Source organism: Streptomyces avidinii (assembly GCF_045161815.1).
In the GTDB taxonomy this organism is placed as follows: Bacteria; Actinomycetota; Actinomycetes; order Streptomycetales; family Streptomycetaceae; genus Streptomyces; species Streptomyces avidinii.
On record NZ_CP108863.1, the window covers coordinates 3,458,377 to 3,484,953 of the forward strand.

24 protein-coding genes are annotated in these 26,577 nt (G+C 72.3%); 9 read left to right on the forward strand and 15 right to left on the reverse strand.

The window, feature by feature from the left end:
• Position 1: 1 nt before the first annotated feature.
• Both OG373_RS15000 and OG373_RS15005 read left to right on the forward strand, forming a co-directional pair.
• Positions 2-1,939, forward strand: coding sequence for a fumarate reductase/succinate dehydrogenase flavoprotein subunit (locus OG373_RS15000; protein WP_405438775.1), 1,938 nt, complete (start codon positions 2-4; stop codon positions 1,937-1,939).
• Positions 1,936-2,706, forward strand: coding sequence for a succinate dehydrogenase/fumarate reductase iron-sulfur subunit (locus OG373_RS15005; RefSeq protein ID WP_405438777.1), 771 nt, complete (start codon positions 1,936-1,938; stop codon positions 2,704-2,706). Before OG373_RS15000 ends, OG373_RS15005 begins: the two co-directional genes overlap by 4 nt.
• Positions 2,707-2,748: 42 nt before the next feature.
• Here OG373_RS15005 and OG373_RS15010 read toward each other — a convergent pair whose 3' ends face one another.
• Positions 2,749-2,988 carry a hypothetical protein gene (locus tag OG373_RS15010; protein WP_397729256.1) on the reverse strand — a complete coding sequence of 80 codons (240 nt, stop codon included), beginning with the start codon at positions 2,986-2,988 and terminating at the stop codon, positions 2,749-2,751.
• 84 nt (positions 2,989-3,072) lie between these two features.
• Here OG373_RS15010 and OG373_RS15015 point away from each other — a divergent pair, with 84 nt between their 5' ends.
• Both OG373_RS15015 and OG373_RS15020 read left to right on the forward strand, forming a co-directional pair.
• Entirely contained in the window at positions 3,073-5,223 is a 2,151-nt protein-coding gene (locus OG373_RS15015; RefSeq protein ID WP_405438779.1) for a TPM domain-containing protein, read from the forward strand.
• Positions 5,224-5,261: 38 nt separating this feature from the next.
• Positions 5,262-5,981, forward strand: coding sequence for a PspA/IM30 family protein (locus OG373_RS15020; protein WP_405438781.1), 720 nt, complete (start codon positions 5,262-5,264; stop codon positions 5,979-5,981).
• A 70-nt stretch (positions 5,982-6,051) separates the two neighbouring features.
• On the opposite strand, the gene OG373_RS15025 is transcribed toward OG373_RS15020, so the two are convergent.
• The 7 genes from OG373_RS15025 to OG373_RS15055 all read right to left on the reverse strand — a co-directional run bounded on the left by OG373_RS15025 (position 6,052) and on the right by OG373_RS15055 (position 14,401).
• Positions 6,052-8,661 (reverse strand): SpoIIE family protein phosphatase, encoded by a 2,610-nt coding sequence (locus OG373_RS15025; RefSeq protein ID WP_397729400.1) that lies wholly within the window; start codon positions 8,659-8,661, stop codon positions 6,052-6,054.
• A gap of 209 nt (positions 8,662-8,870) precedes the next feature.
• The gene (locus OG373_RS15030; RefSeq protein ID WP_397729258.1) at positions 8,871-9,299 is read right to left on the reverse strand and encodes an ATP-binding protein; all 429 of its coding nucleotides are present in this window, start codon (positions 9,297-9,299) and stop codon (positions 8,871-8,873) included.
• Between the two features lie 169 nt (positions 9,300-9,468).
• Positions 9,469-9,897 carry a (deoxy)nucleoside triphosphate pyrophosphohydrolase gene (locus OG373_RS15035; protein WP_405438783.1) on the reverse strand — a complete coding sequence of 143 codons (429 nt, stop codon included), beginning with the start codon at positions 9,895-9,897 and terminating at the stop codon, positions 9,469-9,471.
• Between the two features lie 39 nt (positions 9,898-9,936).
• Positions 9,937-10,122, reverse strand: coding sequence for an SPOR domain-containing protein (locus OG373_RS15040; RefSeq protein ID WP_397729260.1), 186 nt, complete (start codon positions 10,120-10,122; stop codon positions 9,937-9,939).
• Between the two features lie 503 nt (positions 10,123-10,625).
• Positions 10,626-11,378 carry a GntR family transcriptional regulator gene (locus OG373_RS15045; protein ID WP_397729261.1) on the reverse strand — a complete coding sequence of 251 codons (753 nt, stop codon included), beginning with the start codon at positions 11,376-11,378 and terminating at the stop codon, positions 10,626-10,628.
• A 137-nt stretch (positions 11,379-11,515) separates the two neighbouring features.
• Positions 11,516-12,685, reverse strand: a complete 1,170-nt coding sequence (locus tag OG373_RS15050; RefSeq protein ID WP_405438785.1) for a DUF4190 domain-containing protein — start codon at positions 12,683-12,685, stop codon at positions 11,516-11,518.
• Positions 12,686-12,829: 144 nt separating this feature from the next.
• Positions 12,830-14,401, reverse strand: a complete 1,572-nt coding sequence (locus tag OG373_RS15055; RefSeq protein WP_405438787.1) for a S8 family peptidase — start codon at positions 14,399-14,401, stop codon at positions 12,830-12,832.
• A 196-nt stretch (positions 14,402-14,597) separates the two neighbouring features.
• Here OG373_RS15055 and OG373_RS15060 point away from each other — a divergent pair, with 196 nt between their 5' ends.
• The 3 genes from OG373_RS15060 to OG373_RS15070 all read left to right on the forward strand — a co-directional run bounded on the left by OG373_RS15060 (position 14,598) and on the right by OG373_RS15070 (position 17,790).
• Positions 14,598-15,710 carry a threonine synthase gene (locus OG373_RS15060; protein WP_397729264.1) on the forward strand — a complete coding sequence of 371 codons (1,113 nt, stop codon included), beginning with the start codon at positions 14,598-14,600 and terminating at the stop codon, positions 15,708-15,710.
• A gap of 268 nt (positions 15,711-15,978) precedes the next feature.
• Positions 15,979-16,797, forward strand: a complete 819-nt coding sequence (locus OG373_RS15065) for an isocitrate lyase/phosphoenolpyruvate mutase family protein (RefSeq protein ID WP_405438789.1) — start codon at positions 15,979-15,981, stop codon at positions 16,795-16,797.
• 45 nt (positions 16,798-16,842) lie between these two features.
• Entirely contained in the window at positions 16,843-17,790 is a 948-nt protein-coding gene (locus OG373_RS15070) for an EamA family transporter (RefSeq protein ID WP_405438791.1), read from the forward strand.
• 7 nt (positions 17,791-17,797) lie between these two features.
• On the opposite strand, the gene OG373_RS15075 is transcribed toward OG373_RS15070, so the two are convergent.
• The 4 genes from OG373_RS15075 to OG373_RS15090 all read right to left on the reverse strand — a co-directional run bounded on the left by OG373_RS15075 (position 17,798) and on the right by OG373_RS15090 (position 21,770).
• Positions 17,798-18,589: a trypsin-like serine peptidase gene (locus tag OG373_RS15075; RefSeq protein WP_405438793.1), complete on the reverse strand. Its 792-nt coding sequence runs from the start codon at positions 18,587-18,589 to the stop codon at positions 17,798-17,800.
• Positions 18,586-19,599 (reverse strand): alpha/beta hydrolase, encoded by a 1,014-nt coding sequence (locus OG373_RS15080; protein WP_397729268.1) that lies wholly within the window; start codon positions 19,597-19,599, stop codon positions 18,586-18,588. The genes OG373_RS15075 and OG373_RS15080 overlap by 4 nt, the downstream gene beginning before the upstream one ends.
• Before the next feature lie 282 nt (positions 19,600-19,881).
• The gene (locus tag OG373_RS15085; RefSeq protein ID WP_405438795.1) at positions 19,882-21,195 is read right to left on the reverse strand and encodes an alpha/beta hydrolase; all 1,314 of its coding nucleotides are present in this window, start codon (positions 21,193-21,195) and stop codon (positions 19,882-19,884) included.
• Between the two features lie 137 nt (positions 21,196-21,332).
• On the reverse strand, positions 21,333-21,770 hold the full coding sequence (locus OG373_RS15090; RefSeq protein ID WP_030385831.1) for a MarR family winged helix-turn-helix transcriptional regulator: 438 nt from the start codon (positions 21,768-21,770) through the stop codon (positions 21,333-21,335).
• 79 nt (positions 21,771-21,849) lie between these two features.
• Between OG373_RS15090 and OG373_RS15095 the strand changes: the two genes are divergently transcribed.
• On the forward strand, positions 21,850-22,893 hold the full coding sequence (locus OG373_RS15095) for an SMP-30/gluconolactonase/LRE family protein (RefSeq protein WP_405438797.1): 1,044 nt from the start codon (positions 21,850-21,852) through the stop codon (positions 22,891-22,893).
• On the opposite strand, the gene OG373_RS15100 is transcribed toward OG373_RS15095, so the two are convergent.
• The 3 genes from OG373_RS15100 to OG373_RS15110 are packed head-to-tail and all read right to left on the reverse strand — an operon-like array spanning position 22,865 to position 26,058.
• Positions 22,865-23,437 carry a hypothetical protein gene (locus OG373_RS15100; RefSeq protein ID WP_405438798.1) on the reverse strand — a complete coding sequence of 191 codons (573 nt, stop codon included), beginning with the start codon at positions 23,435-23,437 and terminating at the stop codon, positions 22,865-22,867. The two genes, OG373_RS15095 and OG373_RS15100, sit on opposite strands and share 29 nt — an antisense overlap.
• Positions 23,434-23,814, reverse strand: coding sequence for a PadR family transcriptional regulator (locus tag OG373_RS15105; protein WP_405438800.1), 381 nt, complete (start codon positions 23,812-23,814; stop codon positions 23,434-23,436). The genes OG373_RS15100 and OG373_RS15105 overlap by 4 nt, the downstream gene beginning before the upstream one ends.
• A 51-nt stretch (positions 23,815-23,865) precedes the next feature.
• Positions 23,866-26,058 (reverse strand): DEAD/DEAH box helicase, encoded by a 2,193-nt coding sequence (locus OG373_RS15110; RefSeq protein ID WP_405438802.1) that lies wholly within the window; start codon positions 26,056-26,058, stop codon positions 23,866-23,868.
• A 112-nt stretch (positions 26,059-26,170) separates the two neighbouring features.
• Here OG373_RS15110 and OG373_RS15115 point away from each other — a divergent pair, with 112 nt between their 5' ends.
• Complete coding sequence (locus tag OG373_RS15115; RefSeq protein ID WP_405438804.1) at positions 26,171-26,560, forward strand: CPCC family cysteine-rich protein; 390 nt, start codon at positions 26,171-26,173, stop codon at positions 26,558-26,560.
• Positions 26,561-26,577: the final 17 nt, after the last annotated feature.

Consider the following 26,577-nt stretch of genomic DNA (forward strand, 5'->3'; position numbering starts at 1 on the left):
GATGGCTCAAGTGGAACGGCAGCAGTGGGACGTGGTCGTGGTCGGCGCGGGAGGCGCCGGGCTGCGTGCCGCGATCGAGGCCCGTGAGCGGGGCGCCCGTACGGCCGTGATCTGCAAGTCCCTGTTCGGCAAGGCCCACACGGTGATGGCTGAGGGCGGGATCGCCGCCTCCATGGGCAACGTCAACGAGGGCGACAACTGGCAGGTGCACTTCCGCGACACCATGCGCGGGGGCAAGTTCCTCAACCAGTGGCGGATGGCGGAACTCCACGCGAAGGAGGCGCCGGACCGGGTCTGGGAGCTGGAGACCTGGGGCGCGCTCTTCGACCGGACGCCCGACGGGAGGATCTCCCAGCGCAACTTCGGCGGGCACGAGTACCCCCGCCTCGCGCACGTGGGCGACCGCACCGGCCTGGAGCTGATCCGCACGCTCCAGCAGAAGATCGTCCAGCTCCAGCAGGAGGACTTCAAGGAGTACGGGGACTACGAGGCCCGGCTCAAGGTCTTCCAGGAGTGCACGGTCACCAGGGTCCTGAAGACCGAGTCCCGTAGCGGCTCCGCCGCGGAACAGCGGGTCTCGGGCACCTTCTGCTACGAGCGCGAGTCCGGCCGGTTCTTCGTCCTGGAGGCCCCGGCCGTGGTGCTGGCCACCGGCGGGATAGGCAAGTCCTTCAAGACGACGTCCAACTCCTGGGAGTACACCGGCGACGGCCACGCGCTGGCCCTGCTCGCGGGCGCGCCCCTGCTGAACATGGAGTTCGTGCAGTTCCACCCGACCGGCATGGTCTGGCCCCCGTCGGTCAAGGGGATCCTCGTCACCGAGTCCGTGCGCGGTGACGGAGGTGTGCTGCGCAACTCCGAGGGCAAGCGGTTCATGTTCGACTACGTCCCCGACGTCTTCAAGGAGAAGTACGCCGAGTCGGAGGCGGAGGGCGACCGCTGGTACGAGGACCCGGACCACAACCGGCGCCCGCCCGAACTGCTGCCGCGCGACGAGGTCGCGCGGGCGATCAACTCCGAGGTGAAGGCGGGCCGCGGCTCCCCGCACGGCGGCGTCTTCCTCGACGTGTCCACGCGCATGCCGGCCGAGAGGATCAAGCGGCGGCTGCCCTCCATGTACCACCAGTTCAAGGAGCTGGCGGACGTGGACATCACGGCCGAGCCGATGGAGGTGGGCCCGACCTGCCACTACGTGATGGGCGGCATCGCGGTCGACTCGGAGTCCGCCGCCACCGTCGGGGTCCCGGGGCTGTTCGCGGCGGGCGAGGTCGCGGGCGGCATGCACGGCTCGAACCGGCTGGGCGGAAACTCCCTGTCCGACCTGCTGGTCTTCGGGCGGCGGGCCGGACTGCACGCGGCGGAGCACGCCGCGGCGCACGCCGCGGCCGGCGGTGAGCGCCCGGCGGTCTCCCAGGCGGAGATCGACGCGGCGGCGACGGAGGCGCTGGCCCCCTTCCACGCCGTGGAGGGCGCGGAGAACCCGTACACGCTCCACCAGGAACTCCAGACGACCATGAACGACCTCGTCGGCATCATCCGGCGCGAGGGCGAGATGGCCGAGGCCCTGGAGAGGCTCGCGGCCCTGCGCCTACGGGCCTCCCGGGCCGGGGTCGAGGGGCACCGGCAGTTCAACCCGGGCTGGCACCTGGCCCTGGACCTGCGGAACATGCTGCTGGTCAGCGAGTGCGTGGCCCGCGCGGCCCTGGAGCGCACCGAGAGCCGGGGCGGGCACACCCGCGAGGACTGCCCGTCGATGGAGCGCGCCTGGCGGCCGGTGAACCTGCTGTGCCGGCCGGTCGACCCGCCTCCGGCGGATCCCTCGGCCGACCGGATCGCCCTGGTCCGCACCCGCACCGACCCCATCCGTCCGGACCTGCTCGCGCTCTTCGAGAAGGAAGAGCTGGTCAAGTACCTCGCCGAAGAGGAGCTCTACGAATGAGTACGTACGACGCGAGCTTCCGGATCTGGCGGGGCGACGCGGAGGGCGGAGAGCTGCGGGACTTCACCGTCGAGGTGCACGACGGGGAGGTGGTCCTGGACATCGTGCACCGGCTCCAGGCCACCCAGGCCTCGGACCTGGCGGTGCGCTGGAACTGCAAGGCGGGCAAGTGCGGCTCGTGCAGTGCGGAGGTCAACGGCCGGCCGCGGCTGATGTGCATGACGCGCATGTCCACCTTCGAGCGGTCCGAGACGATCACGGTCACCCCGCTGCGCGCCTTTCCGGTCGTCCGCGACCTGGTGACGGACGTGTCGTTCAACTATCAGAAGGCACGGGAGGTCCCGGCCTTCGTACCGCCGGAGGGGGTGGCTCCGGGCGCGTACCGGATGCAGCAGATCGATGTGGAGCGCTCGCAGGAGTTCCGCAAGTGCATCGAGTGCTTCCTGTGCCAGGACACCTGTCACGTGGTGCGTGACCACGAGGAGAACAAGGGAGCCTTCGCCGGTCCGCGCTTCCTGATGCGGGTGGCGGAGCTGGACATGCACCCGCTGGACGCGGCGGCGGAGGCGGGCCTGGACCGCAAGCGCACGGCGCAGGAGGAGCACGGCCTGGGTTACTGCAACATCACCAAGTGCTGTACGGAGGTCTGCCCCGAGGGCATCAGGATCACCGACAACGCCCTCATCCCGCTGAAGGAGCGGGCGGTGGACCGCAAGTACGACCCACTGGTCTGGCTGGGGAACAAGATCGGCCGTCGGCGGAACTGACGGCCGGGCCCGGGCCCCTGAGAGCGCCCGGGCCCGGGCCCGTCAGGCTCCGGAGTGGTCGATGACGTTGCCGTTGGAGCAGTTGTTGGCGTGGTCCCCCACCCAGTCGCCGAGGACGGGGACCACGGCCACTTCCTGGAGACAGACGGCGGCCGCGGTGAAGTTCCAGTTGTTGGCCGCGTTGACCCCGCCGCCGAAGTTGCTGTCGTTGTCGGCGTGGGCGGGGGTGGCGAGGGCGAGAGCGGCCACGGTGATTGCGGCGGCGGAAATGATCTTCTTCATGCGCTGCCAACGAGCCGGCCGCGGGCCGGTCACGGATGATGACTCCGGATGCGGGAGGGTAAAGCTGGAAATACCCTCCCAAATGTGACGCCGCCGAGGAGCAGGACGCAGGGACGCACCGCCACCGCGCTATCCGTACGGGCCGCGCTCGCGCCTGCCACCGGCCTCGCGGCCGCGCTGCTGGTGCTCGGCGGCGTGGGCGCTGCCGGGGCGCCGGCCGCGTGGGCCGAGGATCCCGTCACCCTGTCCCGGCAGGGGCAGATCACCGACCGCGTCGGGGCGCTCGGCGACCGGCAGGGCGCCGTCACCGCCGCGCTCGACAAGCTGTACGCGGACCGGCGGATCCAGCTGTTCGTCGCCTACGTACAGGACTTCTCCGGGCGCTCCCCCCAGAGCTGGGCCGACGCCACCGCGCAGCGCAACGGCCTCGGCCAGAACGACGTCCTGCTGGCCGTGGCGACCGGGGCCCGCCAGTACTCCTATTCGGCCGACGTCGACTCCGGTTTCACCGAGCAGCAGCTGGCCACCGTCGCGCGGACCGCCATCGAACCCGCCCTGAAGCAGAACGACTGGGCGGGCGCCGCCATCGGCGCGGCCAACGGCTACAACGCCGTACTGGGCGGGCAGCCCGTACCCGTACCGACCATCACCCCCGGCCCTGCGGATCCCGGCGGCAAGTCCGGGGGCGAGAGCGGGGCCGGTGACTTCGTGCTCCCGGTGGTCGCCGTCGGCGCGGCCGGGGCGCTCGCGGCGTACACGTACACCCGCCGCAAGCGGAAGGACGCGGCCGGGGGCGGGCGCGGTACGACCACCGGGCCGGGCTGGCCGGAAGGGGCGCCGGACCGGCTCCCGCTGCCGGAGCTGGACACCAGGGCCAAGGCCCTGCTGGTGGAGACCGACGACGCGGTCCGCACCAGCACGGAGGAACTCGGTTTCGCCACCGCGCAGTTCGGCGAGGAGCCGACCCGCCCCTTCGTCGCGGCGGTGGAGTACGCCAAGGACGAGCTGACGCACGCCTTCCGGCTGCGCCAGCAGCTCGACGACGCCTATCCGGAGGACGACGCGACCCGGCGCCGGATGCTCGACGAGATCGTGGCCCGCTGCACCGAGGCGAACCGGCGGCTCGACGCCGAGTCGGCGGACTTCGACCGGCTGCGGGACCTGGAGAAGAACGCCCCGCAGGCCCTCGCCACCGTGGAGACGCACGTCCGCGACCTGACCGGGCGCACCGCCACCGCGCGGGCCACCCTGACCGCTCTGGCCGGGCGGTACGCGGACTCCGCGTCCGCACCCGTCCGGTCCAACGCCGAACAGGCCGAGGACCGGCTGCTGTTCGCGACGACCAACCTGAGCCAGGGCCGCGCCGCCCTCGACGCCGGCGAGAACGGTACGGCGGCCGTGCACGTACGGGCGGCCGAGGGTGCGGTGGACCAGGCGGCGACCCTGGTGGACGCGGTCGAGCGGCGGGCGCAGGAACTGGCGGAGGCGGCCGGGAAACTGCCGGGCGCGCTGACCGAGACGGACACCGACCTCGCCGACGCCCGCGGGCTGCTCGCCGGCACCGCGGAGGGCACCTCCACGGCCGACCTGCGCGGGCGGATCGGCCGGGCGGAGGCCGTACTGGCCGACGTGCGGCAGGAGGAGGCGGCCGGCCGGTACGACCCGATCGACGCCCTGCGCCGGGTCGAGGAGGCGGACGCGGCCCTCGACGAGGCCCTGGCCGGGGCGCGGGAGCGGGAGTCGGGGCGGCAGCGGGCGGTGGCGCTGCTCGACCAGGCCATGCTCGCGGCGCGCAGCACGATCGGCGCGGCCACGGACTACATCACCACCACCCGGGGCGCGGTGGGCAGCCGGGCCCGCACCCGGCTGGCGGAGGCGGGCCGGCACCTGGAGCGGGCGGTGTCGGTGGCGCGGACCGACCCGGCGGGGGCGCTGGCGGAGGCGCAGCAGGCGGACGCGCTGGCGCGGCAGGCGCAGCAGCTGGCGGAGCAGGACGTCGGCGCGTACCAGGACCCGTACGCGGGCCGGCGGGCCGGCGGCGGCACGGGCGGCGCCGTGCTCGGCGGGATCATCCTCGGCGAGATCCTGCGGGGCGGCCGGGGCGGTGGGGGCTTCGGCGGAGGGTTCGGCGGAGGCGGAGGCGGCGGTTTCGGGGGCGGCGGGGGCGGCAGCGGCCCCGGCTCCTTCGGGGGCGGCGGAACCCGCGGCCGTATGGGCGGCGGCGGCCGCTTCTGAACTGCACAACCATCGGCCCTGACCAGGAGAGACCCACCATGAGCAAGCAGACCATCCTCGGCCGCGTCACCCAGCTCGCCAAGGCCAACATCAACGCGCTGCTGGACCAGGCGGAGGACCCGCAGAAGATGCTGGACCAGCTGATCCGCGATTACACGAACAACATCTCCGAGGCGGAACAGGCCGTCGCGACGACGATCGGCAACCTGCGGATGCTGGAGGCGGACCACAAGGAGGACGTGGAGGCGGCCTCCGAGTGGGGCGGCAAGGCCCTCGCGGCGAGCAGGAAGGCCGACGAGCTGCGGGCGGCGGGGTCGGCGGGGGACGCCGACAAGTTCGACAACCTCGCGAAGGTGGCGCTGGGCCGGCAGATCCAGTCGGAGAAGGAGGCGGCCGTGGCCGAGCCGACGATCGCCGCCCAGACCTCGGTCGTGGAGAAGCTCAAGTCGGGCCTGGACTCGATGCGGAACAAGCTGACCGAGCTCCAGGCGAAGCGCGACGAGCTGGTGGCCCGGGCGAAGACGGCGCAGGCGCAGAACACGATGCTGGACGCGGTGAAGAACATCGACGTCATGGACCCGACCAGCGACCTGAACCGCTTCGAGGAGAAGGTGCGGCGCGAGGAGGCGATGGCGCTCGGCAAGCAGGAACTGGCCGCCTCCTCCCTGGACGCCCAGTTCGAGGCCCTGGACGACCTCGGGAAGTCCCTGGAGGTCGAGTCCAGGCTCGCCGCGCTCAAGCAGAAGCGCGCCGCCTGACGGTCACCTCGGGCGCCCGCCCCTCGGACCCGTCGGGTCCGGGGCGGGGCAGGCACCCTCGGCCCCGCGCTCAGCCGTACATGCTCAGCAGTTGCTCCGCCGAGAGTTCGGCGACGGCCTCCGCCGCCGCGCCGGGCAGCGGCAGTTCGAACCAGACCGTCTTGCCGCGGTGGGTGCGGCGCGTGCCCCAGCCCGCCGAGAGCAGGCCGACCAGCTGGAGGCCGCGGCCGCCCTCGTCCGTGTCCCGGGCGCGCCGGCGGCGGGGCTGGACCAGGTTCGCGTCCCAGACCTCGCAGACCAGGGTGCGGTCCAGCAGCAACCGCAGCCGGATCTCGCCCTCGCCGTACCGCAGGGCGTTGGTGACCAGTTCGCTGACCAGCAGCTCGGTCGTGTCCAGCAGGCCTTCCAGGCCCCAGGCCGGGAGCTTCGCCCGGGCCAGTTCCCTGGCCCGTCCCACCGAGCGCGCCTCGCGCGGCAGTTGCCAGTCGCCGACCGCGTCCACCGGCAGCCCCTGCACCCGCGCCATGAGCAGGGCGATGTCGTCCTCGCCGTGCCGGGTGTCGAGGGTGTTCAGCACGTGGTCGCAGACGTCCTCCAGCGGGCGGACCGGATCCGCGAGGGCCTCGCGCAGCCCGCGCAGGCCCTCCTCCAGGGGATGGTCGCGGGACTCCACGAGCCCGTCCGTGTAGAGGGCCAGCAGGGCGCCCTCCGGCAGGTCGACCTCGACCTCCTCGAAGGGTTCGCCGCCGACGCCCAGCGGCATCCCGGGCGGTACCTCCAGGAGCAGTGCGGGCCGCGGCACGCCGGCCTCGTCCGGGGGTTCGACCAGAACGGGCGGCATGTGGCCCGCGTTGGCGATCGTGCAGCGCCGCGTCACCGGGTCGTAGACCGCGTACACGCAGGTGGCGAGGTAGACCTCGGAGCGGTCCGCGTCCCGCGAGTGCAGGGCCGCCCGGGAGGCCTGCTGGGAGCCGCCGGGGGCGCCGAGCCCGCGTGCGATCTCGTCGAGGGCGGTCAGTACCTCCGCCGGTTCGAGGTCCAGCAGCGCGAGGGTCCGTACGGCGGTCCGCAGTTCGCCCATGGCGACGGCGGCCCGCAGTCCTCGGCCCATGACGTCGCCGACGACCAGCGCCGTACGGTGCCCGGGCAGCTCGATGACGTCGAACCAGTCACCGCCGACCTCGGTGGCGGCGTTGCCCGGCAGGTACCGGCAGGCGATGTCCAGGCCGGCCGCCTCCGGGTCGCCGGGGGGCAGCAGGCTGCGCTGCAGGATCAGCGCCCGCTCGTGCTCGCGCCGGTACAGGCGTGCGTTGTCTATGCATACGGCGGCCCGTGCGGCCAGTTCCACGGCCACCGCCCGGTCGCGTTCGCCGAAGGGTTCGCTGCCCTTGGTACGGGAGAACTGCGCGAGCCCGACCACCGTGTCGTGGGCGACCATCGGCACGACCAGCGTGGACTGGACGAGGTCCTCCGGTCCGCCGCCCTCGATCAGCCGCGGCCGCGCCGTACGCAGGGCCAGCGCGCCCGGTGACGCGGCCGGGTAGCGGTGGATGTCGCCGACGGAAACCGGTGCCCCCGGACCGGACAGCGGGGCGTCGGAGACGGCGGAGGCGAAGGCCACCCGGCGCAGGGCGGCCGAGGGCGTCCGCGCCGGGCCCTGACCGGGCAGGCTGGGCACGCCCGGGCCCTGCGGCCGGGCGGGCCGGTCGTCGTCGCCGAGCAGCAGGCCCTGGTAGAGGTCGACGGCGGCGAGGTCGCAGAAGCCGGGGACGGTGACGTCGAGGAGTTCGCGGGCGGTGGTCTCCAGGTCGAGGGAGTTCCCGATGCGGTGCCCGGCCTCGTTGAGCAGGGCGAGGTTGCGCCGTACTCCGGCGGCCTCGCGGGCGGCGAGGTGGCGGCGGGTGACGTCGGTGCCGATCCCGGCCACGCCGATGGGGCGGCCGCTGCCGCCGTGCACGCGGTAGAGGTTGATGGACCAGTGGCGGTTCTCCCGGCTGCCGGGGGCGGCGCCGGTGATCCGCAGATCGGTCACCGACTCCCCGGTGTCGAGCACCCGACGCAGGGCCTCGGACATCCGGTCGGCCTCGTGCGCGGGCAGGTAGTCGTGCACGGTCCGGCCGCGGTGCTCCTCGGCGGCGCCCCCGAAGACGGTGGCGAACCGGCGGTTGGCCCGCTGGACGGTGAGGTCGGTACCGAAGAGCAGGAATCCGAAGGGGGATTGGCCGAATATCGCCTGTGAGGCCGCCAGATCGGATTCGATCCGCCGCAGTGCGCGTACGTCCACGACGACACACAGAGCGGCTCGCTCGGCGGTCGCGGTCTGAGTGGGCATCACATAGATCTCGGCCACGCCGTGCGCGCCGTTCCCGCCCGGGATCCGGAAGGGGATCAGGCCCGTCCATTCCTTGCCGTCGAGGATCTCGGCGACCTTGCGGTGCGCGTCGGGACGCAGCTCGGGCGGCATGAAGGCGTCGACCGGGTCGCGCCCCACGGCCTGGGAGGCCGTCAGCCCGAACAGTTCCTCGGCGCGCAGGCTCCATTGGTCGATGAACCCGTCGGGTCCGATCGAGAAGGAAGCGACCTTTATGTAGTCATATATCGAGCCAGGCGGACTGCTGTGCCACAGGGCGTCGTGCCATGTCTCTCGCGGCACGTCGGTCTGATGTGCCTGCGCAGGTATTTCGCTCACGCGACCGTCCCCTCCAGCTCACCGCAACCGGACCGGCCATGACCGAAGTATTCAGCACCACGGCCCCGGACGGCACGGCGTTCACGATCACAGCACGGTCTCGATGATTTCGAGCCATGTCGTGCGTTCTCCTCCGGGCTCCTCCCCCCGACTGCCGCCGGGAAGTGTTTCCGGAAGGTCACACACCACCGTTCACCTTGTTACTCACCAGGAAGAGCCAACTCGAACCACACAGTCTTGCCCGACTTCCCGTGCCGGGTCCCCCAGCGCTGCGAGGAGACGGCGACCAGGTGCAGGCCACGCCCCCCCTCGTCGTCGTGGTCGGCGACTCGTTCGCGGGGCGGATCCGGGAGCGGATCGGAAACCTCCACAAGCAGGGCGGGGCCGGCCGCAGGGCTGTCGACGGCCGGATTGCGCCGTTCCAGACGGACCCCGATGGGGCCGGAGGCGTACCGCAGGGAGTTGGTGACGAGCTCGCTGACCAGCAGGACGGTCACATCGCCGACGGCTTCCAGGCCCCAGGCGTGCAGGGTTCCGCGCACGGCGTGGCGGGCGGTGCGGACGGCACCGGGCTCGGCGGGGAAAGCCCACTCGGCGCACTCACCGTCTGTGTCGATCACGCCGATCACTTCCCGGGTCGGCAGCGACCCCAATCCGGTTCGTCGAGGACGAAAGGGGGACGAGATAGGGATTAATAGCGACATACCCGATATTCGGGGCGTCGTACCACTCGATCGCCGCCCACCGGCGCACTGTGGCGCAGACGGCCTAGACCGCGAGCGTCACGCGCCCCCGCCGCTACCGGCTACCGCTGCCGGCGTTCCTCGTGCCGTCGCCCCTGCGCAGCCGGCGGCCGGCCTCGGCGACGGCGGGCCGGTCCTGGTCGAGCCAGTCCACCGATTCCAGCTCCTCCGGCCCGAGCCAGCGCAGCTCGTCGTGGTCCTCCAGCGGCGCGGGTACCCCCGAGAGCAGCCGGGCGGTCCACACGTGCAGGACGAGGCCGGGCCGCAGCGGCCACTCCCCCGGGATCCGCTCCAGCGGCTCGGTCTCGACGCCGAGCTCCTCGCGCAGTTCGCGCACCAGCGCCTCGGGGACGGACTCGCCCGGTTCGGCCTTGCCGCCCGGCAGTTCCCAGCGTCCGGCGAGCTCCGGCGGTGCGCTGCGGCGGGCGGCCAGCAGGCGCCCCTCATGACAAAGGGCTCCGCCCACGACCACTCGTACCGTCATGGGCGGAGCCTATGTCAGCGTCGTCAGGTGCTGCGACGCTCAGTTCATCGTGGCGGTCTGACCCATCCGCTCGACCCAGTAGAGCTGCTTGTGTCCTCGGTCTTCGAGGCTGTCGGCGACCTTCTGGGCCTCGGCCCGGGTGGCGTACCGACCCACCCGGTAGCGGTTGCCGTTGTCGTCCTCACGTATGACCAGCCACGGGAGCAGGGCACCGCTGTCGTTCATCGCGTTTCACCCTCCGCCGACGTATCTGCCCGGGAAACCGCATTGCGCATATGCCCGAGCTTACGCCCGACCTTTACGGAGCGGATACGGTTTTTCACGAAGAGGTACCTCACAGGCGTACGCATCCGGCCATGCGTACGAGCGGGCCGTGCGCGCCGGTCCGAACGGGGCGCACCGAGGGCCCGGACGGGGCCACCGCGCCGCCCGACCGGGGGCGTCCGCGCAGGTGGCGCCGAGGAGGCGGCGGGGCGAGCGGGGCGGGCCCCGCCGTGACGAGAGGGGCGCGGGTCCCGGCATGCGGACCGAACGGTCCGGGGACGCGGGGACCGGGGCGCTGGAGCCGATCACCATCGCGCCGAAACCCGCCGGGTGGACGGCGGCGCGCCGGGCGCACGTGAACCCCCGGACGGCGCCCGGGGGTTCACGTGCCGGGCGCCTCGGGCCCGGCGGGATCCGAAAGAGACGGCAGAGACGGCAGAGACGGCAGAGACGGCAGAGACGGACTAGCGCACCGGAAGGTGGTACGCCAGGCGGTAGCGGTCCGCCGGGACCACCACGTCGGCCGTCTCCACGGCCCGGCCGGACGCGTAGTAGGTGCGGCCGATCACCAGCACCACATGCCCGGGGACCCCACCGAGGAGCATGTTCTCCTCGGCCAGTCCGGGCCGCGCGCCGACCTCCTCCACCACGTTGTCCACGACGACGTCGATCGCGGCCATCCGGTCGACCACCCCGGAGCCGCCCAGCGGCCCTTCCTCCGGCAGCATCACGGGGGTCCGGCCGGTCACGGCGAGCGGCTCCCAGGAGGTCGAGAGCATCATGGCCTCCCCTGCATCGCGGAAGACGTACCGCGTGCGCATGACCCGCTCGCCCGGTTCGATGCCGAGCCGCTTGGCGATCTCCGCCGGCGCACCCGCCTGCTCGCTGCTCGACTCCCAGGTGCCGCGCGCGCCCGCGTCGGCCTGCTCCTGCCGGAACGGCGTCGAGGCGCCGCCCGTGCGGTACCCGGCGCGGGCGACCCGCCGCGGCACCGGCTGTTCCCGTACGTATGTGCCGGATCCGGACCGGCCCTCGACCAGTCCCTCCGCCATGAGGACCTTGCGCGCCTCCAGGGCCACGGTGTCGGAGACCCCGTACTCCTCACGGATGCGGGCCTGAGAGGGGAGCCGGGCGTGCGGGGGCAGAGAACCGTCGACGATCTTCCGTCGCAGGTCCCCGGCCACGCGCAGATAGGCCGGCTGCTCACCGAAAGTCACTGGCCACTCCCATCAGGTTGACAGACAGCTACACCCTGGCAACCGACGGTTGAATACCGCAAGCAAGGGCCAGAGTTTCACTCGAAGTGATGAAGCCAGGTCACTCAAACCCGCTACCGTGCGTTACCCGCGCGATGTCACGCCGCCCCGGACGAGGGGCCGTCGAGCGATCCGTCGTCCCGTTCCTCCAGGTCGTCCTGACCGTCCTGCAGCCACTGCGGGATCGCCGTCGAAAGCCCGTACGCGCCACGCAGTTCCTTCTCCGTCTCCACCGACATCGCGGCGAGCGCCCGGTCCCACTGCCGGTCGAACTCCTGCGCCGTCTTCGCCTGCGCGGCCCGCTGCCACTGGGCGCGCGCCGCCTCGATCTCCTTGAGCTGTGCCGGAGCCGCCTTCTCCAGCCCCGGCCGCGTCACGTCCCCCTGCAACAGCTTCGCCTCGGTGCCCAGCGCCGAGTTCACCGTGCGCGCCCACGTCTGGTACTGGGGCAGCGCGTCCTCCACGTCGTCCTCGGGGGGCCGGCTCATGACGAACTCGACGGCGTTGGCGGCCCGCAGGAAGGCCGACTGCTCGGGCTTCAGCATCCCGGCGTCCCGGCGCAGGCTGCCCCGCCACTCCTCGTCGGTGGTACCGATCACGCAGAGCAGTGCCCGGTCCCCCTGGCGCCAGGACTGCCGCGAGGGCGCGTAGTAGAACATCTCCGCGTACTCGGGCAGCGCCCACGTGTCCATCGCGTACTCGTCCTGGGCCTTCCAGCACGCGTCCTCGGAGTCCCGGTCGGACACGCCCGTCTCGGGTCCGTCCGCCGTCTCCAGGACCTTCGTCGCGGTGACCTCCCCGTGGTGCACCTGCGCGCAGTCAATCCGGTACGTCACCGGCCGCTCGTCGATCAGGTCCCCGCCGGGGACGTTGAAGCAGTCGCCCGCCCGCAGGTCGCTCAGGTCCGTGAGGTCGCCCTCGACGTCGGCGTACTCGCTCAGCGGGTCCACCCGTTCGTCGACGGCCGCGAGGACCCGCTCCGCGGTGAGGGCCAGGGCGCCGGTCATCAGTACCGAGACCACCAGGCCGGTGATCGCCATGGCCTTGCCCCGGTCCCCCCTCTTCGCGATCTGCACGAGGGCCGCGATGCCGAAGGCTATGCCGAGCGGCGGGAAGCAGAGCAGCCCGGACAGGAGCGAGGCGAGCGCGAAGCCGTTGAGCGCGGGCGGATGCTGTCCGTAGCCGGGCGGCGGACCCCAGCCCTGCTGCGGGGACGGCGGGGGCCAGGAGTGGCCCGGTCCGGGAGGAGGGGTCGGCGGGGTGCTCACGGGTGTGGACTCCATCGCAGGGGGCATCGCGGGGCGCGCCCCGCGGGGGCGCGAACGAATGCGCGAAATAGTACGCAGCGGGGGTGACCGACCGGTCGGTCACCCCCGCTGTTGCCCAAGGCCCGTCGCTCGGAACCCGTCAGCTCAGAACTGCAGCGCCCAGGAGTCGATCTTCCCGGTGTCGCCGACCGAGTTGTCGTTCACGCGCAGCTTCCAGATGCCGTTGGCCGTCTCCGCGGAGGCGTTCACGGTGAAGGTCCTGATGATGTTGTCGTCGCCGCCGTTGGCACGGTTGTGCAGCGTGTAGACGCTGCCGTCGGGCGCGACCAGGTCCACCTTGAGGTCACCGATGTACGTGTGCTTGATGTCGATCGGGACCTGGAGCGCCGACGGGGCGTTGCCGACGACACCGCTGACGGTGATCGACGACTCGGCGGTCGCGTTGTCGTTCACCGGCTGGTCGGCGGTGTTCTCGAAGCGCTTGCCCGGCGGGACGGGGCCCTGGGCGACGACGCGGAGCAGGCGGTTGGGGGAGCCCGTACCGCCGCCGCTCACCACGTTCGGGGTGGACGAGCCCACCAGGGCCGTGGCCACCTGCGTCGGGGTGCTGGCCGGGTTCTGCGAGAGGAACACGGCGGCCGCGCCCGCGACGTGCGGCGTGGCCATCGAGGTGCCGTTGATCGTGTTGGTCGCGGTGTCCCCGGTGCCCCACGCCGAGGTGATGGCGGAGCCCGGCGCGAAGATGTCCAGGACGGAGCCGTAGTTGGAGTAGCTCGCCCGGGCGTCGGTGCTGGTGGTGGCGCCGACCGTGATGGCCTCGGTGACGCGCGCCGGGGACTTCTTGGAGGCGTCGGTGGACTCGTTGCCCGCGGCCACCGCGTAGGTGATGCCGGAGGCGATGGAGTTGCGCACCGCGGCGTCGAGCGCGGAGTCCGCGCCGCCGCCGAGCGACATGTTGGCCACGGCGGGCTTGACGGCGTTGCGCGTCACCCAGTCGATGCCCGCGACGACCTGGGCCGTGGTGCCGTAGCCGCTGTTGTCGAGGACGCGGACGCCGACGATCTTCGCCTTCTTGGCCACGCCGTACGCGCCGCCCCCGACGGTGCCGGCGACGTGCGTGCCGTGGCCGTGGCCGTCCTGGGCGGTGTTGTCGTTGTCGATGGCGTCGTAGCCGTAGGAGGCGCGGCCGCCGAAGTCCTGGTGGGTGATGCGGACACCGGTGTCGATGATGTAGGCGGTGACGCCCTCACCGGCCTTGTCCGGGTAGGTGTAGCTCTGGTTCAGCGGCAGCGCGCCCTGGTCGACACGGTCCAGGCCCCAGGACGGCGGGTACGGCTGGGTGGTGTTGACGGTGAAGGTGCGGTTCTGAACGACCGACTTGACCGCCGGGTCGGCGGCGAGCTTCTCGGCCTGCGCCTCGGAGACCTTGACGGCGTATCCGTTGAGGGCGGCACTGTAGGTCTTGTCGATCTTCGCGCCGTAGCGCTTCGCGACGGCCCGTCCGCTCGGGGCGGTGGAGCGGGCCGCGGAGTCCTTCAGGGTCACGATGTAGCTGCCGGGTATGGACCCCGGGGCTCCGGCGTTCTGGATGACACCCGGTGCACCGATGCCGACCGCCGACGCGGGAAGCGCGGAAGCCGATCCGAGCGCGAGGGCCACGACCGCGGTCGCGCTGATGCCGGCGAATCTCCGGCGTGTGTGACGCATCACGGGCATGTGACGGTCCTCCTCCTAAGTGGTGCAATGCGAGGGGCGCGGCGGCGCCGCGAAAGCGTGGCCATGACAACCCGGACGGCCCAACGGGCTGCCGACTCCGAACGGTTGACCCACGCCGGGAGCGTCCAGAAGGGAAGAACGGCCGCGTAACATCCGTGCCATACACCGGCCATGATCGAGCGAAGGTGCTCCACACATGACGCACGCACCCCCCGGTTACGTCTGCTCAGAGGACGGTACACGCGCGGACGTCCGGACTGCTCCTTGGGGGTGCCCCGTCTGCGGCGGACCCTGGGACCTCGATTTCACGCCGGACCCGGCCGCGGTGCTGGACCCGGCCGCGGGGCCGAATTCGCTGTGGCGGTACGGGTCCGTACTGCCCCTGCCGGGGGCGTTCGCCGTCTCGCTGGCGGAGGGACACACTCCGCTGGTTCCGCTGGCGGAGCGGATTCACGCCAAACTCGACTTCCTGATGCCCACCCTGTCCTTCAAGGACCGCGGCGCGGTGATGCTCGTGGAACTCGCCCGGCGGCTCGCCCCGGCGCGGGTCGTCGCGGACAGCAGCGGCAACGCCGGGACGTCGGTGGCCGCGTACTGCGCACGGGCCGGGCTGGAGTGCGAAGTCTTCGTGCCCGAGGGCACGTCGGAGAAGAAAACGGCACAGATGCGGGCGCACGGGGCGGTGGTCCGCGTGATCCCCGGCGGTCGTGAGGCCGCGGCGCAGGCAGCCCGTACGGCGGCGGACGCGCCCGGGGTCTTCTACGCGAGCCATGTGTTCAACCCGTACTTCCTGCACGGGACCAAGACCTACGTGTACGAGGTGTGGGAGGAACTGGGCGGCCGGCTCCCGGAGGCGCTGGTGCTCCCCGTCGGCAACGGCACCCTGCTGCTCGGGGCGGCGCTGGCCGTGGAGGAACTGGCCCGGCGCGGGGTCAGGCCGCCGGCCCTGATCGCGGTGCAGGCGGAGGCGGTGGCCCCGCTGGCCCAGGCGTTCGCGGCGGGCGCGGAGGACGCCGATCCGGTGGAGCAACGGCCGACCCTGGCCGAGGGCATCGCCATCCCGGCACCGCCCCGCGCCCGCCAGATCCTGGCCGCGGTCCGCAAGTCCGGAGGCACCTTCCTGACCGTCCCCGACTCCCGTCTTCGCGAGGCCCAGCGGGACCTGGCCGGCCGCGGCCTCTTCGTCGAGCCGACGGCGGCGGCCTGCTGGGCCGCGGTGGGCCCCTCGGCCCCCGGCGACCCCCTCCAGGGCCGCACCGCAGTCCTCCCCCTCTGCGGCGCGGGCGCAAAAACCGGCCTGGCCCCCTGACCGCCCCCTTTCCAGCCCCGCCGCTACCCTCCCAGCCCCGCCGCTACCCTCCCAGCCCCGCCGCTACCCTCCCAGCCCCGCCGCTACCCTCCCAGCCCCGCCGCTACTCTCCCAGCCTCGCCGGCGTTTGAGGCGCGGGGTCCGGGGCAGCGCCCCGGCAACGGCGCCGGACCCGCCCCGCGCCCGCACGCCATCGCACCGCACCGCACCGCACCTACATGTCGGAAATCCGCGAGCCCGGGAAGACCACGTCTGGTGAACTGGCCCCATGACCACCAACGTTGATCTCGCCGCCAAGGCCACCGCGTTCGCGGCCCTGCACACCCCCACCGCCCCCCTCGCCCTCGCCAACGCGTGGGACGTCGCCAGCGCCCGCATCGTCGAGGCCACCGGCGCCCCCGCCGTGGCCACCACCAGCGCCGGCGTCGCCTGGTCCCTCGGGTCCCCCGACGGCGACGCGCTCGCCCGCGACCGAGCCCTCGACCTCGTCGCGCGCGTGGTCTCCGCCGTCTCCGTCCCCGTCACCGCCGACATCGAGGGCGGCTTCGGCGCCGACCCGGCCGCAGTGGGCGAGACCGTCACCGGGGTCATCGCCGCCGGGGCGGTCGGCATCAACATCGAGGACGGCCACCGCGACCCCGCCGAGCAGATCGAGCGCCTGGCCGCGGCCCGCGCCGCGGCCGACGCCGCCGGGGTCCCGCTCTACATCAACGCCCGCGTCGACACCTACCTCCGCGGCTTCGGCGAGAGCGCCACCCGCCTGGACGACACCCTCGCCCGGGCCTCCGCCTACCTCCGCGCGGGCGCCACCGGCATCTTCGTGCCCGGCGTCCTCGACCCGGACACCGTCGCCGAGCTGGCCAAGGGCATCGACGCGCCCCTCAACCTCCTGCTCGGCCCCGACGCCCCGGCCGTCGCCGCCCTCGGCGCCCTCGGCGTGTCCCGGGTGAGCCTCGGCTCCTGGGTCGCCGAAGCCGCGTACGCCCTGGTCCGCCGCGCCGCCGAGGAGCTGATCTCCGACGGGACGTACGGGGCGCTCGCGCACTCCCTCCCGTACAGCGAGCTGAACAGCCTGCTCAAGGGCTGAGATACCCGCGGGCCCCGCGGAGCCCGGCGACCCTAGGATCCGGACATGAAAACCCCGACTCCGGTGGACGGCAAGGCCGCCGCGGCCACCGCCGCCGCGCGCGGCAGGACATCCGGCGCGGTCTGGGCCGCCCTCGCCGTCGTCTACGTGGTCTGGGGCTCGACCTACCTCGGCATCCGCGTCGTCGTCGAGACCATGCCGCCCCTGCTCTCCGCCGGAGCCCGCTTCATCACCGCCGGCCTGCTGCTGGCCGCCGTCGTCGCCTGGCGGTACGGTCCGTCCGCGCTGCGCGCCACCCGTGCGCAGCTCGGCTCGGCGGCCCTGGTCGGCCTGATGCTGGTCCTCGGCGGGAACGGCCTGGTCGCCCTCGCCGAGACCTCGGTACCGTCCGGCCTCGCCGCGCTGCTGGTGGCGGCGGTGCCGATGTGGGTGGTGGTGCTCCGGGCCGGCACCGGGGACCGGCCCCCGCGGCGCACCCTGGCCGGGGTGCTGGTGGGCCTGGCCGGGCTCGCGGTGCTGACCAGCCCCGGGCTCAGTGGGGCGGTGCGGCTTTCGGGGGTGCTGCTGGTACTGGCGGCTTCGGTCCTGTGGTCGCTGGGCTCGTTCTCGGCGGCGAGGCTGGAGCTGCCGGCCAATCCGTTCACGGGCAGCGCCTACCAGATGCTCGCGGGCGGGATCGCCGACGTGGTCGTCGGCCTGCTGCGCGGCGAACACCGCGGCCTGGACCCGGCGACGTTCTCCACCGCCTCCTGGCTGGCCCTGGGCTACCTGGTCCTGATCGGCTCGCTCGTCGGGTTCACGGCGTACGTGTGGCTGCTCCGGGCAGCGCCGCTGTCGCTGGTGTCCACGTACGCGTACGTCAATCCGGTCGTGGCCGTCGCGCTCGGCGCGCTGATCCTCGACGAGGCCCTGACCTGGCCGATCCTGGTCGGTGGCGGGATCGTCGTGGCGGCGGTGGTCGTGATCGTCGGTACGGAGCGCGGAAAGAAGTAGGGCGCGCTCAGCCGCCCGCGGCCCGCTCGTACAGGGCCTTCGCGTGCTCGTCGAACAGCGCGGCCGTGGAGTCCACGTCCGTGTCCCCGCCGCTCAGCACCCCGATCAGCCGCCCGGCCCGGTCCGGCCCGCCCCGGTCGGCGATCCAGGGACTGCCGCTGGTCCCGGTCCAGAACCCGGCGCAGCTCATGTAGAGCATGTCGGGGTCGTCCTCGTCGTGGCGGGTCTGCGTCGTGCAGGAGACGGGCTTGTTCTGCGGATTGTGCTCGGACTCCGGGTAGCCGACGACGGTCACGTCGCGCTCGTACCCGGAGGTCCATTCGGGCTTCGGGGCCTCGGCGCCGCCGCCGACCGCCTCCTGGACGCTGCGCCCGTCCTCGTCCGGCTCGATGGTGAGGAAGGCGAAGTCGGCGGTGTCCTCTCCCCATTTCGTCCAGCGGTCGTCGACGTGGATCGAACGGACCTTCCACACCCCCAGCGGCTGGCTGCCGGCGCCCTCGCCGGAGAAGGCCGGGGCGAAGGAGAGCTCGCCGATGGCCAGGCCGTCGTGGGCCACTTCGCCCGGCCGGCCGTCCTCGCCCGCGGGGGCCACGCAGTGCGCGGCGGTGGCGACGACATTGCCCCTGGGGCTGTCGACGACGCTCGCCGTGCACCAGTGCTCGCCGCCCGCCATGAGTACTCCGACGGTGGGGAAGGGGAGCACCGGCCGCTCGCCGGGCGCCTCGATGAACGCGACGGCGCACACCATCGCGATCCCGGCAGCGGCGGCCGCCGATGCCCCCTTCACCACCACGCTCATCGCACGGCGGGGTCGGGTGTCGGTCCCTTCATCACCTTGCTGATCCACTCCAGGGAGCCCTCCCTCATACCGCGCACGTACGACTTTCCGTTGTGCTCACCATCCTGGATCACCTGCAGCGAGGTGTGCACGGGGCCCTTCCCGAAGTCGTTCATGAACTTCTCGGCCTTGTCGCGGCCGCTCTCCGCCGTACCGATCTGGAAGTTGACGTAGACGTCGGGACCGCCCGCCGCGATCAGCTTCGCGGCCAGCTTCTCCGGGTTGTCCGCGTCCATGGCCTGCGTGTTTCCCTGCCACAGCGGGGAGTCGGGGACGATGTCGACCCCGCTGGCGATGGCGGCCTTGAACCGGTCGGGGTGCTTCAGGACGTGCTTGAAGGCGCCGAATCCGCCCGCCGAGGAGCCCATGAAGGCCCACCCGTCACGGGAGGTGAAGGTCCGGAAATTGGCCTTCGTGAAATCCGGGATGTCTTCGACCATCCAGGTGCCCATCCTGGGCTGGCCGGGGATGTCCGAGGCGTCGAAGTGGTGCTTGGTGTCGGCGTTGTGCACCGGCATGATCAGGATGAAGGGCAGGCTCGTGCCGGCCTTGACCCCGTCGCTCACGGCCTGCTGGAGGCCGAGGCCGGGACCCGTACCCCAGTAGTTGGTGGGGTAGCCGCGGCCGCCGGGCAGGGAGATCAGCACCGGGAAGCCGCTCCTGGCGTACTTCGGGTCGTCGTACTCCTTGGGTACCCACACCCACACGTCGCCCGTGAAGCCGGACTTCTTGCCGGTGAGGGTGGTCCGGCCGATCTGGGTGCCGTCCGGCATCCGGAAGGTACGGACGAACGAGGCCTTCGGCCCGGTCGGCATCTGCACCTCGGGCGGCACGTCGGCGGCGGCGACGGCCTTCTCCTGGACCTTCCCGAAGGAGACCGGATCCCCTATGTCCGAGAAGAGGCCGTATTTGTACGCTACCGCTCCGCCCCCGGCGAGGGTGAGCGCGAGGCCGCCGCTGATGAGAGTCATGCGCAGGCGGTGGGGGCGACGGCCGCCCTCGGTCATGGGGCTGCCGTCGCCTTGCTGGTCATGCTGCACGGTTTTGTCCCGTTCCTTCTCCGGCGCTCACCCAGGAGCGCGGGTCGGACCGATCGGTCCCCCTTACACCCTTTACAGAGGTATGAACGACGGGATGGGTTGCCTGGGACGGGCGTGACGTGGCGAGCACCACGCGGTCGGCCGGAGCCGGCCGGATCCGGCCGACCCCGCCTGCCGATCCGGTCTGCCGATCCGGTCTGCCGACCGCTCCGGTCAGCCGGCTTCGGGCTTGGGTCCCTTGAGGACCTTGCTGACCCACTCCAGGGAGCCTTCCTTCATGCCCCGGACGTAGTGCCAGCCGTTGTGCTCCCCGTTCTGGATGTCGCGGATGGTCATCTTGACGGGTCCCTTGCCGTACTGCTGCTGGAACTTCGTCATCCGCTCCTTCCCGCTCTCCTTGGTGCCGATCTGGAAGTTGATGTAGACCTCGGGGCCCTTGGTGTCGATCAGCTTCTGGGCGAGCTTCTCCGGGTTGTTCGCGTCCATCTCCGCCTGGTGGCCCTTCCACAGCGGGGAGTCGGGGACGATCTCGCCGCCGCTGGCGATCACGGCCTTGAACCGGTCCGGGTGCTGCAGGACGGTCTTCATGCCGACGAAGGCGCCGGAGGAGGAGCCCATGAAGGCCCAGCCGTCACGGGACTTGTACGTACGGAAGTTGGCCTTGGCGAAGTCCGGAATGTCCTCGGCGATCCACGTGCCCATCTTGGCCTGGCCGGGGATGTCGGAGCCGTCGTAGTAGTACTTGGCGTCCGGATTGAGCTGCGGCATGATCACGACGTACGGGAGGCTGGTGCCTGCCTTGACCCCGTCGGCGATGGCCTTCTGGAGGCCGAGGCTGCGGTCGGCCCAGTAGTTGTCGGGGAAGCCGTTGCCGCCGGGGAGCGAGATGAGGACCGGGAAGGCGCTCTTGGCGTACTTCGGGTCGTCGTACTCCTTGGGCGCCCACACCCAGACGTTGCCCTCGAAGCCGGACTTCGCGCCCGAGAGGCGGGTCTTGGCGATGATCGTGCCGTCTTCGAGCTTGGCGGTCTGCTTGAAGTCGGACTTCGGGCCGGTCGGCATGAGCACGTCCGGGTCGCCGCTGGGTTTGGCGGCGGGCGCGGGTGCGCTCGGGTCCGCCTTGCCCGCGGCCGCGGGCGGGGCGTTCTTCCCGAAGCTCACGGCCTCGCCGTTGCCGGAGAACCATTCGAGCTTCCAGGCGGCGAAGCCACCGCCGCCGAGCAGGAGCGCGAGGGCGACCGTCGCGCTGATCCATATTCGGCGCCGGGAGCGGCGCGGCTGCGGCTCGTGCCCGGGCCCCCGCTCCGGCTCGCGCTCGGGCTCCGGCTGCTGGTACCCGTACGGGCGCGGCGGCTGCTGCTGCTGCGGCGGCGGGCCCGGGTATCCGGGGAAGTCCTGGGGGTGAGCCTGGGGTTGGCCCCGGTAGGGGCCCTGAGGCCGGCCCCGGCCCTGTTCCTGCCCGGGGGGCGGGTACTCCGGGTACGACGGCTGGTCATCGGGCCGCGGGCGCTGCGGGTTCTGGTGCACGGACTTCGCTCCGAACGGTCATGACTGCCCCCCAAGGGCAGAACGGCTGGGCATCCCCTAGTTCTGATGTGCGAAACCCCCGCACAGTTCCAAAACAGAGCAAAATCATGCCAGGGAACCCGGCGGGCCCGCCGGTCTCATCGCTGGGCGTCGAGCACCTCCGCACACCGCCCGAGCAGCTCGATGAGCAACTCCCGCTCCTCGCCGGTGAACGCGGCGGCGAGCGCCCGCTCCACCCGTACCGCGCCGGAGTCCGCCAGCTCCATCACCGTACGGCCCTCGTCCGTGAGCCGGGTCTCCAGGACGTTGCGGTGCCATTCGTGCGGGGTCCGCTCGATGAGCCCGCGCTCCTGGAGGTTCTTCAGCACCGTGTTCATGGTCGGTGGCGTCACCCCGCACAGGCGCGCGAGCGCGGCGGCCGAGATGCCGGGCTTCTCGGCGAGCCAGAGCAGCGCGGCGTACTGCGGAACCGTTACTGCGGCCGGCTTGCACGCCGCGTTCTTCGCCGCGAGAAGCGCCTGCTCAGCACGCTTGAGGTGAGAGCCGATGCGCTCCTCGGGGGCCATGGAGGTCATGCCCGCATCCTACGGCCACCCTTGCATGCATTAGAGCTCTAACATAGATTCGCCTTCACCTACTCAGTAGAGGACACCGATGAAGACGAAGTCATTCCTGCCTGCCGTCCTGACCCTGGCCGCGGCCCTCACCCTCGGAGCGGCCCCGGCGCAGGCACAGACAGAGCCACAGGCAGAGGCGCAGGCACGGGCACAGACACAGGCTCCGCACCCGGCGGGCGGTGGCCCCCGGATATCCACGGCCTTCTCGATACCCGGCGCGAAGGTCTACCCGGAGGGCATCGCCACCGACCCCCGCACCCGCACGGTCTACGTCGGCTCGTACGCGGACGGCACCGTCTACCGGGCCCGCCCCGGCCGCCCCGAGGCGGAGGTGTTCCTGCCTTCCGGGACCGACGGCCGCCACACGGCGAACGGCCTGCGGGTCGATGCCCGCGGCCGCCTGTGGGTCACCGACTCCACCGCCGGCGTGGCGGTCTACGACACCGCCGACGGGTCCCGCCTGGCCCACTTCGAGGTGGCGCAGGGCGCCGGAGCTCCGGCCCACTTCATCAACGACCTGACGATCGCCCCGGACGGGACCGCGTACCTCACGGACAGCGTCCGCGGCGTGATCTACCGCGTGACCCCGCAACAGCTGGCCACCGGCAGCGGCGTCCTGACCGAGGCCTACGACCTCGCCCCGGCCCTGCGCCCCCGGCCGGCGGGCGGCTTCAGCCTCAACGGCATCGTCTCCGACCCGGCGGGCCGCTACCTCCTCACCGTGGACATGCCGATGGGCGACCTCTACCGCGTCGACCTGCGCACGGGCGCGGTCCGCCGCGTCGCCCTCACCGGCGGCGACCTGAAGGCCGCCGACGGCCTCGACCTCTCCCCCGACGGCACCCTGCGCGTCGCGCACAACACCACCAACACGCTGACGCGCTGGCAGGTCGGCGCGAACGGCACCCGCGCGCGGCTGACCCGTACGATCACGGACCCGTCCCTGCAGATCCCCACCACCCTGGCGCACACCCCCGGCCGCACGCTGGTGGTCCGCTCCCAGTTCGACAAGGGCGGCCCCATGTCCCCCGGCTCGGGCACCCCCACCACCTTCACGGTCGCCGCGGTCCGCGGCCTGTGACCCGACGGGCCCGTACGTCGGTGACCGCGTAGGGCACCATCGGCAGCAGCAGAATCGGCGCGGCCCACAGCGGGAGGGTCAGGACCACGCCGTCGCCGGCCAGCCACCCGGTGAGGATCGCCACGGGCAGGCCGACGGCGAGCGCGAGCAGCCACCGCTGGTAGAGCCGCATTTCTCCGCGGCGCAGCTCCCAGGCGACCGTCGCCGCACCGAGGGTCACCACCATGGCGACGTGCCCGGGGGTCATGTCCAGGCGCGTGGTCCACCGCACCAGGTAGGCGAAGAGCAACAGCCAGCCGAGCGCGTAACAGGCCATGGCCAGCGTGCGCAGCGCACGCCGGGCGAAGGGGGCGCGCTCGCGCGCCCAGGCCGCGGCGAAGGCCCGTACGTCCGGGCCGACGACGTCGTGCCCGGTGCGCCCGGCGGCCTGCGCGTCCTCCAGGTGCGCGGAGAGCTCGTCGAGCATCTCCCGCATCGCCGCGTCGCCGACCCCGCGGTACTCCCAGTTGCTGCGGCAGGCGGCGAGTATCTGCTCGTTGGTCATGGTGTGCGTTCCCCCGTGGAGTGCGTACCGGCGTCCAGGATCCGACCCACCGGCCCGGCGAAGGCCCGCCAGTCGGCCCGGCCCCCGCCCAGCTCGGCGTGTCCCGCCTCGGTCAGGCGGTAGTACTTGCGCGGGGCGCCGCCGCTGGGCGACGGGGCGCGGTACGAGGAGACGAGACCCGCCCGCTCCATCCGTGCGAGCAGCGGATAGATACTGCCGTCGCTGACGAGGTCGAGCCCGCCGTCGGCGAGCGCCTGCGCGAACTCGAAGCCGTAGCGCGGCCGTTCGGCGATGAGGGACAGCAGACAGAGATCGAGTACTCCGCGCAGGAGCTGACTGCGCCGTTGGTCACCGGTCGCGGTCGGCTCCTTTGTCATGCGGTACAAGATAGTCACCGACTACCTTGCGCCGCAAGGCAATTGCCCGGCTCACGACGGTACGGCGTCCTGCTCCCCGACCGTTCCCAGGCGCGCCTGTTCCTCCTCGACGATCCGGCGGGCCATCGCGGTGTCCGAGACGTCGACGGCGTCCGGCGTGGACTCGGCGACAGCGCTGCGACGTGCGTACGCGTCGAACAGGCGGCTCTTGTTCTTGAGCATCTCCACCATCCGCTCGTCCACTCCGCGCGTGGCGAGCAGCCGGTGCACCCGGACCGGACGCACCTGCCCCATCCGATGGGCCCGCGCCACTGCCTGGTTCTCGATGGTCGGCTTGACCTGGGGCTCACAGATGATCACGACCGAAGCGGCCTGCATGTTGAGCCCCACTCCGGCCGCCTCGATCTGTGCCACCAGCACCGCATGGCCCGGCGCGGCCGCGAACTCGTCCACCGTCTGCTGACGGCGGGTGGGCGGCACGCTCCCCGAGATCGGACCGAACACCTGACCGCCGCCGCCCGGACCCGGTGTGCCCTCGCTCTCCAGCGCGTCCTTCACCACCCCGAGGACGCTCCTGAAGTTCGAGAACACGACCACCTTCAGCCCGTTCTCGGCGGCGTCCTCGACGATCTCGCGCAGCCGGTGCAGCTTCGCCGACCTTTCGGGCCGGGCGTACGCGGCCCTGCGCATCGCCATGAAGTTGCCGGAGTACACGGCCGCGCGGTAGGCGGCTTCGTCGGAGGCGCTCAGCTCCTCCCACTCGTCCGTGTGCTGGAGCGCGGGCAGTTCGGTCAGGACGTCCTGCTGGTTGCGCCGCAGGTAGACCGGGGCGACGGCCTTCCGGAAGGCCGTGGAGCCGGCCACGCCGTCACGGTCACCGACAGCCTCGGCCACGTCGGGCTGGAGGATCTGCACCAGGCTCCGGAACTCGGCGACGCGGTTCTCCATGGGTGTTCCCGTCATGAACAGCACGCGTTCACAGCGCCCTGCCCATTCGGTGACGGAGTGGGCTCGACGGGTCTTCGGATTCTTCACGTAGTGCGCCTCGTCCACGACCAGCATCCCGAGCTCACCGCCTCCCGGGGTCGGGAATCCGCGCAAGGCGTCGAAGGTGGTCACCGCGACGCCGCCGCGGCCCTTCCAGTCGGCGAACGCCTCCTGCCGGTCGGGGCCGTGCAGGCACATCACGCGCAGCCTGCTGCGCGCCTCGATCTCCCGCGTCCAGTTGATCAGGACGCTGGCCGGACAGACGACCATGAAGTGGCTCTGCCCCTCGGCGGCGAGGTGGGCGAGGACTGCGATGGCCTGGATGGTCTTGCCGAGCCCCATCTCGTCCCCGAGGATCACCTTGCGCTGCGCGAGCGCGAAGCGCGCCCCGAAGGCCTGGTAGCCGCGCAGCGACACCCTGCGGTGCGTGTCGTCGAGCTGCTGGCCGCGGACCCGCTCGGCCACCTCGTCGGGCAGGAATCCCTCGGCGGCGGCCGCGTCCGGTCTGCGGCCGGCGATTTCGGCGAGGAGGCTGTAGTACTCGGCGGAACGCAGCTCGAAGTCGACCCAGGCCGCCACCTCGGTCGAGGGGCCGCGCAGCAGATCCACGGAGGCCTGCGCGAGCAGTCCCGGTAGGCCGCCCTGCACGGCCTCCTCGGTCAGCCTGCGCACCTCGGCGACGGCCTCGAGCGCCCGGTCCCGCTTGGCCCGCCCGGCCAGCAGCAGCCGCATCCGCCCGGCGGCCGGCCTGGCATCGCTCAGCAGCGGACCGAGCCGCTCGGCGAGCACGGAGGCCGCATCGACGGCGCGTTGCGCGTCGGGGCCCGCCTCCACCAGCACGTGCAGGGCCATGACGAGCGCCGCGGTCCGGGGCTCCGGACGGTCCACGTCGATGTGGACGGCGATGGTCTCCCGCACCGCATCGTTGATCTGGCGTGCCGCCGCGACGACCTGCTCGGCGGTGCGCTGCCCGACGCCGGGAATCTGCCGCAGCCGGTAGGACCCGGCGTCGAGCACCTGCCGGACCGACCGCAGCCCGCTCTTCTCGACCTCCCCGAGCCTCAGCCGGCCCTCGGTGACCTCCTTCAGCCGGGCCACGGGGATGGCGTCCAGAGCCCGCTCCGCCTCCGCGTCGTGGATCGGCTCCAGAGCCGCCCGCACCGCGTCGACGGCTCGCCCGTGGTCGCCGACCACCGCCTGTGCCGCCTCGTACAGCCGTCCTCCCCCGGCAACCGCCTCCCGCTCACTGCGCCCCATCCCGGCCCGGCCCCTCTCGCTGTGTCCCCGCATCCTGCCACCGCCCGCACGCCCCCGACGCCGGCCCGCAAACGCATGGCACCGCGACCGGCCCATCGACGAGACTGCGCGGATGAGCCCCCGCTTCCCCTGCCCCTGCTGCGGACACCGCGTGCTCGACACCATGCCGGGCTCGTACTCGATCTGCCGCGTCTGCTTCTGGGAGGACGACGAGTTCCAGTTCCGCCGGCCCACCGTGTCCGTCGGGGCCAACCGGGTCTCCCTCGTGGAGGCCCAGCGCAACTACCGGAGCTTCGGCGCCTGCGACGAGCACGGCCGTCAGTACGTCCGCCCGCCGGCCGAGGACGAGCCGCTCGACCCCGCCTGGCGCCCCGTCGACCTGACGCGCGGCTCCTTCGAGGACTGGGACGCGGACGAGCACTCCCCGTGGCCCGAGGACCGCTCGGTGCTCTGCTGGTGGCTCCCCACCTTCTGGCGCCGCAGCGACCCCGCCACCTCATGACGCCCCGCACCGCAGTG

Excerpts from the sequence above, each read along its gene's own strand:
- OG373_RS15095 (WP_405438797.1), top strand. The coding sequence starts at position 21,850 with ATGAAGACGAAGTCATTCCTGCCTGCCGTCCTGACCCTGGCCGCGGCC.
- OG373_RS15070 (WP_405438791.1), top strand. The coding sequence starts at position 16,843 with ATGAAAACCCCGACTCCGGTGGACGGCAAGGCCGCCGCGGCCACCGCC.
- OG373_RS15000 (WP_405438775.1), top strand. The coding sequence starts at position 2 with ATGGCTCAAGTGGAACGGCAGCAGTGGGACGTGGTCGTGGTCGGCGCG.
- OG373_RS15005 (WP_405438777.1), top strand. The coding sequence starts at position 1,936 with ATGAGTACGTACGACGCGAGCTTCCGGATCTGGCGGGGCGACGCGGAG.
- OG373_RS15080 (WP_397729268.1), bottom strand. The coding sequence starts at position 19,599 with ATGACTCTCATCAGCGGCGGCCTCGCGCTCACCCTCGCCGGGGGCGGA.
- OG373_RS15075 (WP_405438793.1), bottom strand. The coding sequence starts at position 18,589 with ATGAGCGTGGTGGTGAAGGGGGCATCGGCGGCCGCCGCTGCCGGGATC.
- OG373_RS15115 (WP_405438804.1), top strand. The coding sequence starts at position 26,171 with ATGAGCCCCCGCTTCCCCTGCCCCTGCTGCGGACACCGCGTGCTCGAC.
- OG373_RS15035 (WP_405438783.1), bottom strand. The coding sequence starts at position 9,897 with ATGACGGTACGAGTGGTCGTGGGCGGAGCCCTTTGTCATGAGGGGCGC.
- OG373_RS15055 (WP_405438787.1), bottom strand. The coding sequence starts at position 14,401 with ATGCCCGTGATGCGTCACACACGCCGGAGATTCGCCGGCATCAGCGCG.
- OG373_RS15040 (WP_397729260.1), bottom strand. The coding sequence starts at position 10,122 with ATGAACGACAGCGGTGCCCTGCTCCCGTGGCTGGTCATACGTGAGGAC.
- OG373_RS15100 (WP_405438798.1), bottom strand. The coding sequence starts at position 23,437 with ATGACCAACGAGCAGATACTCGCCGCCTGCCGCAGCAACTGGGAGTAC.
- OG373_RS15060 (WP_397729264.1), top strand. The coding sequence starts at position 14,598 with ATGACGCACGCACCCCCCGGTTACGTCTGCTCAGAGGACGGTACACGC.
- OG373_RS15010 (WP_397729256.1), bottom strand. The coding sequence starts at position 2,988 with ATGAAGAAGATCATTTCCGCCGCCGCAATCACCGTGGCCGCTCTCGCC.
- OG373_RS15105 (WP_405438800.1), bottom strand. The coding sequence starts at position 23,814 with ATGACAAAGGAGCCGACCGCGACCGGTGACCAACGGCGCAGTCAGCTC.
- OG373_RS15065 (WP_405438789.1), top strand. The coding sequence starts at position 15,979 with ATGACCACCAACGTTGATCTCGCCGCCAAGGCCACCGCGTTCGCGGCC.
- OG373_RS15090 (WP_030385831.1), bottom strand. The coding sequence starts at position 21,770 with ATGACCTCCATGGCCCCCGAGGAGCGCATCGGCTCTCACCTCAAGCGT.
- OG373_RS15020 (WP_405438781.1), top strand. The coding sequence starts at position 5,262 with ATGAGCAAGCAGACCATCCTCGGCCGCGTCACCCAGCTCGCCAAGGCC.
- OG373_RS15110 (WP_405438802.1), bottom strand. The coding sequence starts at position 26,058 with ATGGGGCGCAGTGAGCGGGAGGCGGTTGCCGGGGGAGGACGGCTGTAC.